The organism is Paraburkholderia sediminicola, assembly GCF_046026675.1.
Taxonomy (GTDB): Bacteria; Pseudomonadota; Gammaproteobacteria; order Burkholderiales; family Burkholderiaceae; genus Paraburkholderia; species Paraburkholderia sediminicola_F.
This window is the reverse complement of record NZ_JAQQEY010000002.1, coordinates 2,213,172-2,228,225: the sequence shown is the minus strand read 5'-3', so window position 1 is coordinate 2,228,225 and position 15,054 is coordinate 2,213,172. Positions and strand designations below refer to the sequence as shown.

Below are 15,054 nucleotides of genomic sequence, written 5' to 3'. Positions count from 1 at the left end.
ATTTTGAGTACTAGCGCAACTAACGTGCCATCAGGCTAAACCCTCGGTTGCGCATCAATAAGGTTGGATCGCTAAACGAACGGCACCAGAACGGAGCTACCCAAGCCCACACGCGCACCCGAACTGCGCACAACGATCGGCTGCAGTGCAGCAAAAGCGCGAATCGCTAACGATCGTTCAAAACCTGCCATCGCGACTTGTCGAAAAAGGACGCTCATGGCGGAAAAGGCAAAGAACACGTCTGAATTCGTAAATTGGCGCGTGAGGCGAGAGTCAAGAATAGACGCAATGCAGACCGGTGGCAGCAGGGCTTCACGGCCCGTCAACAGCCCGCTTCACAGCCGCTTCCGGTCCTTCGCCAACCACCCCACGGACCTTCCATGTCGAACCCGAATCCTTTCTTCGAAGAATCGCTGGCCACGCGTGACGCGGCGGTGCGCGGCGCCATTTTGAAAGAGCTGGAGCGCCAGCAGTCGCAAGTAGAATTGATCGCGTCGGAAAACATCGTGTCGCGCGCGGTGCTCGAAGCGCAAGGTTCGGTGCTGACCAACAAATACGCGGAAGGGTATCCGGGCAAGCGCTATTACGGCGGGTGTGAATACGCCGACGTGATCGAAACACTGGCCCTCGATCGCATCAAGCAGCTGTTCAACGCGAAGTTCGCCAACGTGCAGCCGCATTCCGGCGCGCAGGCCAACGGCGCGGTGATGCTCGCCCTGGTGAAGCCGGGCGACACGGTGCTCGGCATGTCGCTCGACGCGGGCGGCCACCTGACTCACGGCGCCAAGCCGGCGATGTCGGGTAAGTGGTTCAACGCGGTCCAATACGGCGTGAATCGCGACACGATGTTGATCGACTACGAGCAGATCGAGGAACTCGCGCAGCAGCACAAACCGGCGCTGCTGATCGCCGGCTTTTCGGCCTATCCGCGTGCCCTTGATTTTGCACGGCTGCGCGCAATCGCCGACGGCGTGGGCGCAAAACTGATGGTGGATATGGCGCACATCGCCGGGATTATCGCGGCCGGGCGTCATCAGAATCCGCTCGAGCATGCGCATGTCGTCACGTCGACCACCCACAAGACGTTGCGCGGTCCGCGCGGCGGCTTTGTACTGACGAATGACGAAGACATCGCCAGGAAGATCAACTCCGCTGTGTTTCCGGGCTTGCAGGGTGGCCCGCTGATGCATGTGATCGCCGGCAAGGCCGTTGCTTTTGGCGAGGCGCTGCAACCGGGTTTCAAAACCTACATCGATAACGTGCTCGCGAATGCGCAGGCACTTGGCGAAGTGCTGAAAGCGGGGGGTGTCGATCTGGTCACGGGCGGCACGGACAACCATTTGCTGCTGGTCGATCTGCGTCCGAAGAGCCTCAAAGGCAATCAGGTCGAGCAGGCGCTGGAACGGGCAGGCATCACCTGCAATAAGAACGGCATTCCTTTCGATACCGAGAAGCCGACGGTCACGTCCGGCGTTCGCCTCGGCACGCCGGCGGGCACCACACGCGGCTTCGGCGTCAGTGAGTTCCGCGAAGTCGGTCGGCTGATCGTCGAGGTGCTCGATGCGCTGCGCGATCACCCGGAAGGCCACGCCGCAACCGAACAACGCGTGCGCCGCGAGATTTTCGCGCTGTGCGAACGCTTTCCCATCTACTAAGCACGCCTGGAGCAAACGATGAGCACTTTGCACGACAACAGCATCATCATCGACGGTCTGAACATTTCGAAGTTCGAGCGCTCGGTGTTCGAAGACATGCGCAAGGGCGGCGTAACCGCGGTGAACTGCACGGTGTCGGTCTGGGAAAGCTTCCAGAAGACCGTCGACAACATCGCCGAGATGAAGCAGCAGATCCGCGAATACGGCGAGATCCTGACGCTCGTGCGCACCACCGACGACATCTTGCGCGCGAAGAAAGAGAACAAGACCGGCATCATTTTCGGCTTCCAGAACGCGCATGCATTCGAAGACAACCTCGGCTATATCGAGGCCTTCAAGGACCTCGGCGTGAACGTGGTCCAGCTTTGCTACAACACGCAGAATCTGGTCGGCACGGGCTGCTATGAACGCGACGGTGGTCTGTCGGGTTATGGCCGTGAAGTGATTCAGGAGATGAATCGCGTCGGCATCATGGTCGACCTTTCGCATGTGGGCGGCAAGACGTCGTCCGAAGCGATCGCGGCCTCGAACAAGCCGGTGTGCTACTCGCATTGCTGCCCGTCGGGGCTGAAAGAGCATCCGCGCAACAAGAGCGATGAGCAACTGAAAGAGATCGCCGATGCAGGCGGTTTCGTTGGTGTGACGATGTTCGCGCCGTTCCTCAAGCGCGGCGCGGACGCGACCGTCGAAGACTATATCGAAGCGATCGAATACGTGGTGAATCTGATCGGTGAAGACCAGGTCGGCATTGGTACGGATTTCACGCAAGGCTATAGCACCGAGTTCTTCGACTGGATCACGCACGACAAGGGTCGTTATCGCCAGTTGACGAACTTCGGCAAGGTGGTGAATCCGGAAGGCATTCGCACGATCGGCGAATTTCCGAACCTGACGGCCGCGATGGAACGCGCCGGCTGGAGCGAGACACGCATCAAGAAGATCATGGGCGAAAACTGGGTACGCGTGTTTGGCGAAGTCTGGAAAGTCTGATTCGCCATTCACTGAACCTGAACCTATAAAAACGGAGCCCCACATGCAACCCCAACTGCCTATCGATGTCGATCCAAACACCGGCGTCTGGACGACCGACGCGCTGCCGATGCTCTACGTGCCGCGTCACTTCTTCACGAACAATCACACGGCTGTCGAGGAAGCGCTTGGCATCGACACGTATGCCGAGATTCTCTACAAAGCCGGCTACAAGTCCGCGTATTTCTGGTGCGACAAGGAAGCGAAACAGCACGGCATTGCCGGCATGGCGGTATTCGAGCATTACCTGAACCGTCTGTCGCAACGCGGCTGGGGCATCTTCACGATCACGGAAGCCGATCCGTCCAGCTCGCGTGCCCGCATCGAATTGCATCATTCGTCGTTCGTGCTCGCGCAGCCGGGCAAGGAAGGCAAGCTTTGCTATATGTTCGCCGGCTGGTTTGCGGGCGCGATGGACTGGGTCAACGACACGGCGCCGGACGGACAGCGCAAGGGTCCGCCGTCCCATTCGAAGGAAGCGCGCTGCGCGGCTGAAGGCCACGATCACTGCGTGTTCGAAGTGTCGCCGCTCGCGTCGTAAAAACGCACAAAGCCTATCCATTCCGAGGTCGATCGCGATGCGTTACCCGAACCTTTTCAAGCCTCTCACGCTGAACAAACTGACTTTGCGCAACCGCATCGTCAGCACCGCGCACGCCGAGGTGTATGCGGAACCGGGTGGTCTGCCCGGCGACCGCTATATCCGTTACTACGAAGAGAAGGCCAAGGGCGGCGTCGGCCTCGCCGTGTGCGGCGGCTCGAGCCCGGTGTCGATCGACAGCCCGCAAGGCTGGTGGAAGTCGGTAAATCTCTCGACCGACAAGATCATCGATCCACTCGCACGGCTTGCCGAAGCAATGCATCAGCACGGCGCGAAGATCATGATTCAGGCCACCCACATGGGCCGCCGCTCGGCGTTTCATGGCGAGCACTGGCCGCATCTGATGTCGCCGTCGGGCGTGCGTGAGCCTGTGCACCGCGGCAATGCGAAGATCATCGAAGTGGAAGAGATCCGCCGCATCATTTCGGACTTTGCCGCGGCTGCCAAGCGCGTGAAAGATGCCGGTATGGACGGCGTCGAAATCTCGGCGGCCCACCAGCATCTGATCGATCAGTTCTGGAGCCCGCGCACGAACTTCCGCACCGACGAATGGGGCGGTTCGCTCGAGAACCGTCTGCGCTTCGGCACGGAAGTGTTGACGGCTGTGCGTGAGGCGGTGGGCGCGGACTTCTGTATCGGTCTGCGCATGTGTGGCGACGAATTCCATGAAGACGGTCTCGATCACGAACAGTTGAAAGAGATCGCCCAGGCGATGAGCGAAACCGGCCTGATCGATTATCTCGGCGTGATCGGTTCCGGTGCGGATACGCACAACACGCTGGCGAACTGCATGCCGCCGATGGCGCTGCCGCCCGAGCCGTTCGTGCATCTCGCGGCCGGCATCAAGTCGGTAGTGAAGCTGCCGGTGATGCATGCGCAAAGCATCCGCGATGCGGGGCAGGCGGAACGTCTGCTCGCGAGCGGCATGGTCGATCTGGTTGGTATGACGCGTGCGCAGATCGCCGATCCGCATATGGTCATCAAGATCCGCGACGGGCGCGAGGACGAAATCAAGCAATGTGTTGGCGCGAACTACTGCATCGACCGCCAGTACAACGGGCTGGACGTGCTGTGCGTGCAGAACGCGGCGACATCCCGTGAAGAAACCATGCCGCACGTGATCGCGAAGACACGTGGGCCGAAGCGCAAGGTGGTCGTGGTCGGCGCGGGTCCTGCCGGACTGGAAGCGGCGCGCGTGGCGAAGTCGCGCGGTCATGACGTGGTGCTGTTCGAGAAGAACGACTACGTCGGCGGTCAGATCATGCTGGCCGCGAAAGCGCCCCAGCGCGAGCAGATGGCGGGTATCGTGCGCTGGTTCGACATGGAAACGAAACGCCTCGGTGTCGATCGGCGTCTCGGTGTTGCGGCCGATGAAAAGACCATCATGGCAGAGAAGCCGGACATCGTCGTGTTGGCGACGGGCGGTTCGTCGTTCACGTCGCAAGTGGCGGCGTGGGGCGTCGAAGAAGGGCTCGCGGTTAGTTCATGGGATGTGTTATCGGGCAAGGTCGAGCCGGGCAAAAACGTGCTGGTTTATGACGGTGTCAGCACGCATGCCGGCGCGGGCGTTGCGGATTTCATGTCGAGCCGTGGCTCGAACGTCGAAATCGTCACGCCCGACGTGAAGGTCGCCGACGATGTAGGCGGCACCACGTTCCCGATCTTTTATCGCCGCCTCTACGCGCAAGGCGTGATTCACACGCCGAACTACTGGCTCGACAAAGTTTACCAGGAAGATGGCAGGAAGATCGCCGTGATCCGCAACGAGTACACGGAAGAGCAGGAAGAGCGCGCGGTCGATCAGGTGGTGATCGAGAACGGCAGCACGCCGAACGACCAACTCTACTGGACGCTCAAGCCCGAGTCGGTGAATCGCGGCCAGGTGGACGTGCACAAGCTCTTCGCGTCGGAGCCGCAACCATCGCTCAGCGAGGAACTCGGCAACGGCCGCTTCCTGCTGTTCCGCGTCGGCGACTGCATTTCCATGCACAACATTCACGGCGCGATCTATGACGCGCTGCGCCTTTGCAAGGATTTCTGACGATGAGCCCCGTGTTTGTCATCACCGTCCTGCTGTGGTTGTCGGTGGCCGGTCTTGCGTTCGCGCTCGCCAAACGCGCTGCGTATTGGCGTGAAGGCCGCGCCACGGCGGCGGGCGCGTATGGATGGACCAATCTGCTGGCGATCCCGAAGCGTTATTTCGTCGACCTCCACCATGTGGTCGCGCGCGACCCGTACATCGCTAAAACGCACGTGGCGACGGCGGGCGGGGCGATCCTCGCGATGGCGCTGGTGTTCGTCAACTACGGTCTCGCGATCTACTCGCCGTGGCTCGACAAGCTGATCTTTCTGGCCGCGCTGGTGATGCTGGTCGGCGCGGTGTTCGTCTGGCGTCGGCGGCATGGCGCGAAGGCGGTGCCGGCGCGGCTTTCGCGTGGGCCTTGGGATCATCTGCCGCTGCTGCTTGGCTCGTTTGCGCTCGGTTTGGCGCTGTTTATTGCGCTGCCGGAAGCGGCGATGTCGGGTGCGCTGGCGATTATCGTCGCGTTGCTGATCGCGGTGGGGGCGTTCACGATGACCTTCGGCGCGGCTCGCGGCGGTCCGATGAAGCATGCGCTCGCCGGGCTGCTGCACCTCGCGTTTCATCCGCGTCAGGAGCGTTTTGCCGAGCGCAACGACAACGATGTCGTGCCGCCGACCGCGCTCAAAGCGCCGCTGCTCGACGCGAAGGAATACGGCGTCGGCAAGCCGGTCGAATTCCGCTGGAACCAGTTGCTGAGCTTCGACGCCTGCGTGCAATGCGGCAAGTGCGAAGCGGCGTGCCCCGCGTTTGCTGCCGGGCAGCCGCTCAATCCGAAGAAGCTGATTCAGGATCTCGTCACGGGCATGGTCGGTGGCACGGATGAAGCTTATGCCGGCAGCCCGACGCCGGGCATTCCGGTCGGCAAACACGGTGGCGCGCCGGGCAAGCCGCTCGTATCGAGCCTGATCGAAGCGGATACGCTGTGGTCGTGCACCACTTGCCGCGCCTGCGTGCAGGAGTGCCCGATGTTGATCGAGCACGTCGACGCGATCGTGGATATGCGCCGCAATCAGACGTTGGTGGAAGGCAGCGTACCGGGCAAAGGTCCGATCACGCTCGCCAATCTGCGCGAAACCGGCAGTTCGAACGGCTACGACATCGGTGCGCGTTACGACTGGGCGGTCGATCTGCAAGTACAGGTCGCGCAACCGGGCCGGCAGGTGGACGTGCTGTTGATCGCGGGCGAAGGCGCGTTCGACATGCGCTATCAACGCACGCTGCGTGCGCTGATCAAGGTGCTGAATCGGGCGGGAATCGACTACGCGGTGCTCGGCGGCGTCGAAACCGATACCGGTGACACGGCACGGCGTCTCGGCGACGAAGCGACTTTCCAGCAGCTCGCTCAACGGCTGATCGGCACGCTCTCGCAGTACTCGTTCCGCAAGATCGTTACCGCCGATCCGCACGTGCTGCACAGCCTGCGCAACGAATATCGTGCACTCGGCGGTTTTTACGAGGTTCAGCATCACACCGCACTGATCGAAGAACTGGTTTCGAGCGGCAAGCTATTGCCGAAGGCGGTCGCCGCGTTCGCGGACCGCAAGATCACGTATCACGATCCGTGCTATCTGGGCCGCTATAACGGTGAGACGGAAGCGCCGCGCCGTTTGCTGAAATCCATCGGCATCAAGGTGGTCGAGATGGAACGCAATGGTATGCGCGGACGTTGCTGCGGAGGTGGCGGCGGTGCGCCATTGACTGACATCCCCGGGAAAAAACGCATTCCGGACATCCGTATCGACGACGCCCGCACGATCGGTGCCGAAATCGTCGCGGTGGGTTGCCCGAATTGCACGGCGATGCTCGAAGGCGTGGTCGGCCCGCGTCCGGAAGTGCTGGACGTCGCCGAACTGGTTGCAGCGGCGCTGGAGTAACGCCATGAACAATCTCAAACGAATCGATCCGCGCCGGCCGTTCACGATTACGGCCGGTGGGCTTAGGCGCATTACGCTCGGCGTGACGGCTGTTGCCGGCTCGACGGAACTCGCGGCGCATGGCTCGACGGGGTCGGCGCATCGCGAGCACGCAAAACCGCGCCGCACGACGGCTGCAGCACAGCGTGTGCTGCTGGTGGCTGCTCACGCGGACCGCGGCGCGCTGGACGATCACGCGCGCCAGATCCTGGCCGCTGCCGCGTTGATCGCGGACGCGACAACCGAAGTCGTACTGCTCGTATTCGGTGAGTTCAGCGGCGACGCCGCCGCGCTCGGCGCCGACAAGCTGATCGAGTTGCCGATGTTCGACCGCCGCGTTTTTGCGCCGCTGGACGAATTGAACGCACTCGCCGCGTGCGTCGCGGCCTATGCGCCGGCGCACATTTTCCTGCCCGACAACGCCACCGGCGACGGCGATCTCGGCCGCCGTTATGCGGCAGCCGCGAACGCGAGCATTGCGACACACGTCGTCGAGATCGACGCGGCCCATGTCGCTGCTTATATTCAGACGAATACGGCGTTCGCTTCTCGCGCTCTGCCTGAGGTCGTGCTGCTTGCGCCGAATGCGGTCGATCCGAAGTTGCCGTTTTTGGGGGCGGGTGAGCGAGTAGTGTGGCGTTTCGATGGCGAACCGGCGGCGTCCAAAGGCGTCGTGCGCGACTTGGGCATCGAGGAAATCGACGCCGCCCAGCTCGCGCTCGAAGAGGCGGATTTCATCGTCTCGGCTGGCAACGGTGTCAGCGATGTACCCGCGTTCGAGCGCCTTGCGGCCACGTTAGGCGCCGCGATTGGCGCGAGCCGCGTCGCCGTGGACGACGGCAAGTTCACCCGTGACAAGCAGATCGGCGCCACCGGCAAGACCGTCGAGGCGAGCGTCTATATCGCATTCGGCATTTCCGGCGCGGTTCAGCATTTGCAGGGCATCAAGGATTGCCGGCACGTGATCGCCGTGAATCTCGACGCCAGCGCGCCAATCGCCAAACGCGCCAATCTGACCGTCATTGCCGACGCGCAGGAAACCATCGCGGCACTGAACGAAGCCGCGGCGGCTGCGCGCACGGCACGCGGCACGGGGGCTGCGCTATTGAACTCAACGGCAGTTGCGGAAGGAGCGCTTGCATGAAAATCGCCGTACTGGTTTCCGTGGGGCGGCACCCGGTCAGCGGCACCGCGCGCTACAGCCGCAACGACGCCGCCGCGCTGACGATAGCGCTCTCGCTCGCCAAAACGCACGGCGCACCGCTCGACGTGTTGCACGCGGGCGATCCGTCGAATCCGGCGCTCAAGGAATATCTCGCACTCGGCGCGCGCACTGTCGAGGTGCTGGAGGTTCTGGCAACGCCTGAATTCCAAGGCGATGCGATAGCGCCGCTCGCCACGCGTTTGCAAGGCTACGACCTTGTATTGACCGGCACCCGCGCGGAAGGCGCATTCGATAGCGGCATGCTGCCGTATCGCGTTGCCAGTGCGCTGGATATGCCGCTGGTCGGCGCAGCGGTTGATCTGACGATTCGCGACGGCTGCGCAGAAGTCCGGCAATTCATGCCGAAAGGTTTGCGCCGCCGCGTCGAAGTGCGGTTGCCGGCGCTGATCGCCGTGCATCCGATGGCCAACGCGGCACCGAGCTACGCCTACGCAAGGCTGCGCGAAGGCACGATCCGTCCAGTCGCGACAGATGCGGCCGCCCGCCCGGGCGCAGCCAACCCCGACGAACCCGCCTGGACGATCCGTCCCGCGACCGCCAAACCGGTGCGCCTCGCCGCTGCCGAAAAGCGCTCCGGGCATGCCCGTATGCTCTCGGCGACGACGACCGAAAGCCGTGGTGGCAGCGTCGTAATTGAAGGGAGTTCCGTCGAAAAAGCACAAGTGATCCTCGCGTATTTGCGCGAGCATAAACTTGTGGATTACTGATTTCCGGTTCGGGCGAGCATGCGACCAGGAGGGCCTGGTGCAGCGCCAGACGTGACATGCAACGGAGCACACAATGAAAGTTTCGGCAGACGTTCGCGCAATGATCGAACGCCGCAAAAGGAATCACACGCTGGAAGCGCCGTTCTATACGGGCGAGGAGATTTTCGCGCTCGACATGGAGGCAATTTTCCGCAAGCATTGGATTCAGGTCGCGGTGGAACCGGATGTCCCGGAGCCGGGTGACTACATCACAGTGGAAATCGGTAACGATTCGATTCTGATCGTACGCGACGATGACATGCAGGTGCGGGCATTCCATAACGTTTGCCGCCATCGTGGTGCGCGTTTGTGCAATACGGACAAGGGTTCGCTCGGCAATATCGTTTGCCCGTATCACAGCTGGACCTACAACCTGAACGGCGATCTGATGTTCGCCGAGCATATGGGCGACCAGTTCGACCGCTGCAAGCACAGCCTGAAAGCGGTGCACCTCCAGAATCTCGCCGGCCTGATCTTCATCTGTCTCGCGGATGAACCGCCTGCTGACTTCGCCGTGATGCGCGCAGCGATGGAACCGTACCTGCTGCCGCACGATCTCGCCGGCTGTAAGGTCGCAGCGTCGATCGACATCATCGAAGAGGGCAACTGGAAGCTCACGATGGAGAATAATCGCGAGTGCTACCACTGCGTTGCGAACCATCCCGAGCTGACGATTTCGCTTTACGAATACGGCTTCGGTTATCAACGCACGCCCGCCAATGAAGAGGGCATGGCCGCGTTCGAAGAGACCGTGGCGCGCCGTACCGCGCAATGGGAAGCGATGAAACTGCCGTCGGCGGAAATCGATCGTCTGGCCGATCTGGTCACGGGTTTCCGCACGCAACGCCTGCCGCTCGATCGCGACGGCGAATCGCAGACCATGGACGCGAAGGTGGCATCGAAGAAGTTGCTCGGCGGTTTCGAGCAGGCCGATCTCGGTGGTCTCTCGTTCTGGACGCAACCGAATTCGTGGCATCACTTCATGAGCGATCACATCGTCAGTTTTTCGGTGATTCCGTTGTCGGCAGGTAAAACGCTGGTGCGCACCAAGTGGCTTGTCCACAAGGATGCACGCGAAGGCATCGATTACGACGTGAACAATCTCACTGCCGTGTGGCGCGCCACCAATGACCAGGATCGAGCGCTTGTGGAGTACTCGCAACGTGGCGCGACCAGCAGCGCCTACGAACCAGGTCCGTATTCGCCGTTCACCGAAGGTCTCGTCGAAAAGTTCTGCGAGTGGTATGTCGGCCGTATTGCGGAGTACAGCAATGCGCCCCAAACCCATGATGCCGGTGACACGCCGGTTTCGCACGGCGAAAAAGTCGTGTCTTTCATGCGCTGAGCGCGATACCGCAACCAGGAGCGGGAGAAAATAATGATGCGCGATCAGGCGACGCTTCAGCTCAGCCCCGAGCCGGCTCCGAACCGTGAGGCTTCAAGCCGCGAAACCTCGAGCCGGGTGACGCAGCCGCGTTTCTGGGAGACGTTGCCGGCGCGTTGGAACAGCGATACCGACGAGACGCTGGTGTGCTGCCAGGTCCGTCAGGAAACGCACGACGTCAAGAGCTTTTTCTTTCGCGCACCGTCCGAGCGGGCGTTCGTGTTCGAACCGGGACAGTTCATCACGCTGGAGTTGGAGATCGACGGCGAGGCCGTGAATCGGTGCTACACGATCTCCTCGCCGCCCACGCGTCCGCATACCATCTCCATCACCGTGAAGCGCGTGCCGGGTGGCAAGGTATCGAACTGGCTGCACGACAATCTGCACGCGGGTACTCAGGTTCGTGTGCTGGGACCGTCCGGCGAGTTCACCTGTGCGCGGCATCCGGCACGTAAGTTTCTGTTTTTGTCGGCAGGTTCGGGCGTTACGCCGCTCATGTCGATGAGCCGCGCGCATCACGAACTCGGCGAGGATAGCGACATCGTGTTCGTGCATAGCGCCCGCACGCCGGACGACATCATCTTCGCGCGCGAACTCGATCTGATTGCATCGAATCAGGCTAATTTCCGCACTGCGTTTGTTTGCGAGCGGGTTGGTACGCGCACGAACTGGCCTGGCGTCACCGGTTTTCTGACCTTGCCGCTGCTGAAGCTCATCGCGCCGGATTTTATGGATCGGGAGATTTTCACCTGCGGTCCGGCACCCTACATGCAGGCAGTCCGAAGTTTGCTGAATGAAGGCGGCTTCGATCGCAGCCATTACCACGAGGAAAGCTTCTCGTTCGAGACGATCAGCGAAATGGCTGCACAATTGACGACCGCCCATGTCGCCGATGCGTTGCAGGCGCCCACAGCTAGCGCGGAGAGCTTTGCCGAAGCGCGTGAACACGCGGCTGGATTTGCACCCGCGCAGGTGCCGGTCCCGCCGGCGGAAATAGAAACGACGTTCAAGGTAAGCTTCGCCAAAAGCAATCGCGAGATCGAATGCGGCAGTGGCCAGCACGTACTCGAGGCGGCGAAGAAGGCCGGCATACGGCTCCCGTCCTCGTGCACGCAGGGCATGTGCGGCACCTGCAAGGTGAAGCTGATGTCCGGTGAAGTCGCAATGAAACACGCCGGCGGGATTCGTCAGCGCGAAATCGATCAAGGCATGGTGCTGCTGTGCTGCAGCAAGCCGTTGAGCGATCTCGTCGTCGATAAGTAAGACAAGAGCGGGGCCCGGACTCGCGGTCGAGGCCGAAGTCGCCTGCGGACAACTGGATGTCGTAAAACAACGCTACCCGGCAATTCTGGTTGGCGATTCTAAATGCTCAATGGGTAGTTTGGACGGCGAACGGGAGAACGGCGATGAGACTGATCAAAAAGATACTGGTGTTGAGCGCGTTGAGCGCGGCGCTGGCGGCAAGCAGCGTGAGTGTGTCGGCCGATAGCAAGCCGACCATCAAGATCGGCTATGTAGAAGGCTGGGACGACAGCGTCGCGACCACAAACGTCGCTGCGCGCGTGATCGAAAAGCGCCTCGGCTATCAGGTGCAACTCGTGCCGGTCGCGGCCGGTGTGATGTGGCAGGGCGTGGCGCGCGGCGACCTCGACGCGACGCTGTCCGCATGGCTGCCGGTCACGCACGGCGCGTACTGGAACAACTTCAAGGATAAAGTCGTCGACCTGGGTCCCAACTTCAATGATGCGAAGATTGGCCTGATCGTGCCGGATAACGCCGACGTGAAGAGCGTTGGTGATCTGGAAGCGAAGAAGACGGAATTCGGTTCGCGCATCGTCGGTATCGATGCCGGCGCGGGCGTGATGCAGAAAACCAGCGAAGCGATCAAGGCATACGGGCTCGACTATCAACTGATGCCGAGCTCGGGCAGCGCGATGACCGCGGAACTGGCGCGTTCGGAAGCGGCGAGCAAGCCGATTATCGTGACCGGCTGGAAGCCGCACTGGATGTTCGCGAAGTACAAACTCAAATTCCTCGACGATCCGAAGAAAGTGTTCGGCGATGCAGAACACGTGGATAGCGTGGTGAATCCCGAACTGGCGACGAAGGCGCCGACGGTCGTCGCGTTTCTCAAGAAGTTTCAATGGAAACCGGGCGAGATCGACAGCGTGATGCTGGCGACGCAGAACGGCGAGAAGCCGACGGCTGCTGCCGATGCGTGGATCAGTGCGCACGGAGATCGAGTGGATAGCTGGGTGAAGTGATTTCGTATTTCACGTGAGTGAGTTGCCGCTTGTTTTGAGCGGCAACTTGTACGATAGAAAACGCCGCTTTTTTCAGCGGCGTTTTTTTATTGCAGCACGACTGTGCGATCGCCGTTGATAAATACACGTCGCTCGATAAACGCCTTCACGGCCCGCGCAAGCGTGATGCATTCGACGTCGCGTCCCGTTGCCAGCAGCCGCTCCGGGCTGTAGGAGTGATCGACGCGCTCTACGACCTGCTCGATGATCGGACCTTCGTCGAGATCGTCGGTGACGAAGTGCGCTGTTGCGCCAATCAGCTTGACGCCGCGCGTGTGCGCCTGATGGTAAGGCTTGGCGCCTTTGAAGCCGGGCAGAAACGAATGGTGGATGTTGATCGCGCGGGCTGCTAGCGCACGGCTCGTTTCGCCTGAAAGAATCTGCATGTAGCGCGCAAGAATCATCAACTCAGCGCCTGACGTCTCGAACAGATCGAGCAAACGCGCCTCCTGTTGCGGCTTGGTATCAGCGCTGATCGGCAGATGATGGAACGGCAAGCCGTGCTGCTGCGCGAGCGGCTCCAGATCGTGATGATTCGAACCGATGCCGACAATATCCATCTTCAACTCACCCATGCGCCAGCGGAACAGCAGATCGGCGAGACAGTGTTCGAGTTTCGACACCATGATCAGCACTTTCGGCCGTGTGCTGACGTCATGCATCGCCCATGTCATCTGAAAGCGCTCGGCGATCGATTGGAATTCGCGCTTGAGTGCCGCAATGTGCAGGGTCTCGTTGGTGTCGACGCCATGAAACACGCAGCGTACGAAAAAGCGCTCGCTGAGGTCGTCGTCGAAAACGGTCAGTTCGTCGATATAGCAATGATGCCGGTCGAGAAAGCCGACAACAGCGGCAACCTGGCCCGCCGCGCTAGGACAGGCGACCGTGAGAACCAGTTGATCGGGACGGGAATCGGCGGACATGCGCTCTCCACTTAGGCAGTAGGGCAACGCCGCGGGGCGCGGCATGCATCATCGCAGTAGAGCAAATCAGCGGCACAGGGGGATAGAAGCTAACCGCCGTCGCGCTGGAATGGGAGCGTCAGGGGAGGTTGGGGCGGTGGCGCACGGCATTGACAGCTTGCCGTGCTCACTCAGCATCGAGCCCACATTCGCCGAGCAGCCATTGACGAAATGCGCTGACCGCCGGTGTCGCCGCGCGTTGCGTGACGAGCAGGTAGCCGCGCTCCGTTACCACCGGCGTGTCAAACAGTTCCACGAGTTGCCCCGTGGCAAGAAGCTCGTCGACCAGTGGCGCCCAACCAAGCGCGATGCCTTGGCCCATGATCGCCGCGTGGGCCACGAGCGTGAAGCTGTTGAACGTGATGCCGCGATGTGCGGCCGGCGCCTCGAGACCCTGCGCGGCGAACCAGTCGGCCCACGACAGCCAGCGTGCCGGCTGAGTGGGTTCGAGATGCAGCAGCGGCAAAGTCAACAGGTCCGACGGCGTGCGCAATTGCGGATGCGCCGCGAGAAAAGCCGGACTGCACACCGGCGTGACACGCTCAGGAAATAGCTTGAGCGCGCCTCGCGCGCTCAGGTCCGCATCTTCATCGCCGAACGCAATCGCGATGTCCGCCTGATCGTGCGATGGATCAAATACGCTCTGCGACGTGATGATCTTGACGTCGACGTCCGGCATCAGCGCCTTGAACTGAGACAGGCGCGGCATCAGCCAGTAGGTCGCGAAACCGAAGTCGGTGGAGAGCGAGAGAGTTTGCGGCGTGCGCCGCGCACGAATCTCGGTGGTGGCGAGGCGGATGGTGTCGAGGGCGCTGCGCACCGCTTCGAAAAGGCGCACACCATCTTCCGTCAGCGTGACACCGCGATGGCCGCGCTCGAACAGCGGCACACCGAGTGCATCTTCGAGTTGCACCACGCGTTGACTCACCGCAGGCTGCGTCGAGCCCAGCTCGCGCGCCGCCGCCGTGAAACTCGCCAGACGCGCTGCGGATTCGAACATCGTCAGCGCCTGCATTGGCGGCAAGCGATCCTGCCTCGACATAAGTCCCCCTTATAGGCACATAACGATTTGCCGTCTTCACAGCGGCGAATTGGACGGCAATAGTGGTGTTCACGCGAGGACTGGCACACCGGTTATCCCGCTTGCAACGAC

Annotated in this window: 12 protein-coding genes; 10 read left to right on the top strand and 2 right to left on the bottom strand. The window is 61.5% G+C overall.

Translation table 11 applies throughout. From position 1 onward, the window contains the following. The first annotated feature begins 380 nt into the window (after positions 1-380). The 10 genes from PQQ86_RS29695 (at position 381) to PQQ86_RS29650 (ending at position 12,900) form a co-directional block, all read left to right on the top strand. Positions 381-1,655: a serine hydroxymethyltransferase gene (locus PQQ86_RS29695; protein WP_408275172.1), complete on the top strand. Its 1,275-nt coding sequence runs from the start codon at positions 381-383 to the stop codon at positions 1,653-1,655. Between the two features lie 18 nt (positions 1,656-1,673). After that, positions 1,674-2,645, top strand: coding sequence for a dipeptidase (locus PQQ86_RS29690; protein WP_134464784.1), 972 nt, complete (start codon positions 1,674-1,676; stop codon positions 2,643-2,645). A 43-nt stretch (positions 2,646-2,688) separates the two neighbouring features. Then, on the top strand, positions 2,689-3,225 hold the full coding sequence (locus PQQ86_RS29685; protein ID WP_408275168.1) for a DUF5943 domain-containing protein: 537 nt from the start codon (positions 2,689-2,691) through the stop codon (positions 3,223-3,225). Positions 3,226-3,262: 37 nt separating this feature from the next. Beyond that, positions 3,263-5,326, top strand: coding sequence for an oxidoreductase (locus PQQ86_RS29680; RefSeq protein ID WP_408275165.1), 2,064 nt, complete (start codon positions 3,263-3,265; stop codon positions 5,324-5,326). A 2-nt stretch (positions 5,327-5,328) separates the two neighbouring features. Next, positions 5,329-7,242: a (Fe-S)-binding protein gene (locus PQQ86_RS29675; protein ID WP_408275162.1), complete on the top strand. Its 1,914-nt coding sequence runs from the start codon at positions 5,329-5,331 to the stop codon at positions 7,240-7,242. A 4-nt stretch (positions 7,243-7,246) separates the two neighbouring features. Further along, a complete protein-coding gene (locus PQQ86_RS29670) occupies positions 7,247-8,425 on the top strand; it encodes an electron transfer flavoprotein subunit alpha/FixB family protein (protein WP_408275159.1) in 1,179 nt (392 codons plus the stop codon). Beyond that, positions 8,422-9,213 (top strand): electron transfer flavoprotein subunit beta/FixA family protein, encoded by a 792-nt coding sequence (locus PQQ86_RS29665; RefSeq protein ID WP_408275157.1) that lies wholly within the window; start codon positions 8,422-8,424, stop codon positions 9,211-9,213. The genes PQQ86_RS29670 and PQQ86_RS29665 overlap by 4 nt, the downstream gene beginning before the upstream one ends. 73 nt (positions 9,214-9,286) lie before the next feature. Continuing rightward, positions 9,287-10,597, top strand: coding sequence for an aromatic ring-hydroxylating oxygenase subunit alpha (locus tag PQQ86_RS29660; protein WP_408275154.1), 1,311 nt, complete (start codon positions 9,287-9,289; stop codon positions 10,595-10,597). 33 nt (positions 10,598-10,630) lie between these two features. Then, positions 10,631-11,899 carry an FAD-binding oxidoreductase gene (locus tag PQQ86_RS29655; RefSeq protein WP_408275151.1) on the top strand — a complete coding sequence of 423 codons (1,269 nt, stop codon included), beginning with the start codon at positions 10,631-10,633 and terminating at the stop codon, positions 11,897-11,899. A gap of 143 nt (positions 11,900-12,042) precedes the next feature. Next, a complete protein-coding gene (locus PQQ86_RS29650; protein ID WP_408275148.1) occupies positions 12,043-12,900 on the top strand; it encodes a glycine betaine ABC transporter substrate-binding protein in 858 nt (285 codons plus the stop codon). An 86-nt stretch (positions 12,901-12,986) separates the two neighbouring features. On the opposite strand, the gene purU is transcribed toward PQQ86_RS29650, so the two are convergent. Beyond that, positions 12,987-13,862: a formyltetrahydrofolate deformylase gene (gene purU / locus PQQ86_RS29645; protein WP_408275145.1), complete on the bottom strand. Its 876-nt coding sequence runs from the start codon at positions 13,860-13,862 to the stop codon at positions 12,987-12,989. A 166-nt stretch (positions 13,863-14,028) separates the two neighbouring features. Further along, positions 14,029-14,943 (bottom strand): choline sulfate utilization transcriptional regulator, encoded by a 915-nt coding sequence (locus tag PQQ86_RS29640; RefSeq protein ID WP_408275142.1) that lies wholly within the window; start codon positions 14,941-14,943, stop codon positions 14,029-14,031. Between the last annotated feature and the right edge of the window lie 111 nt (positions 14,944-15,054).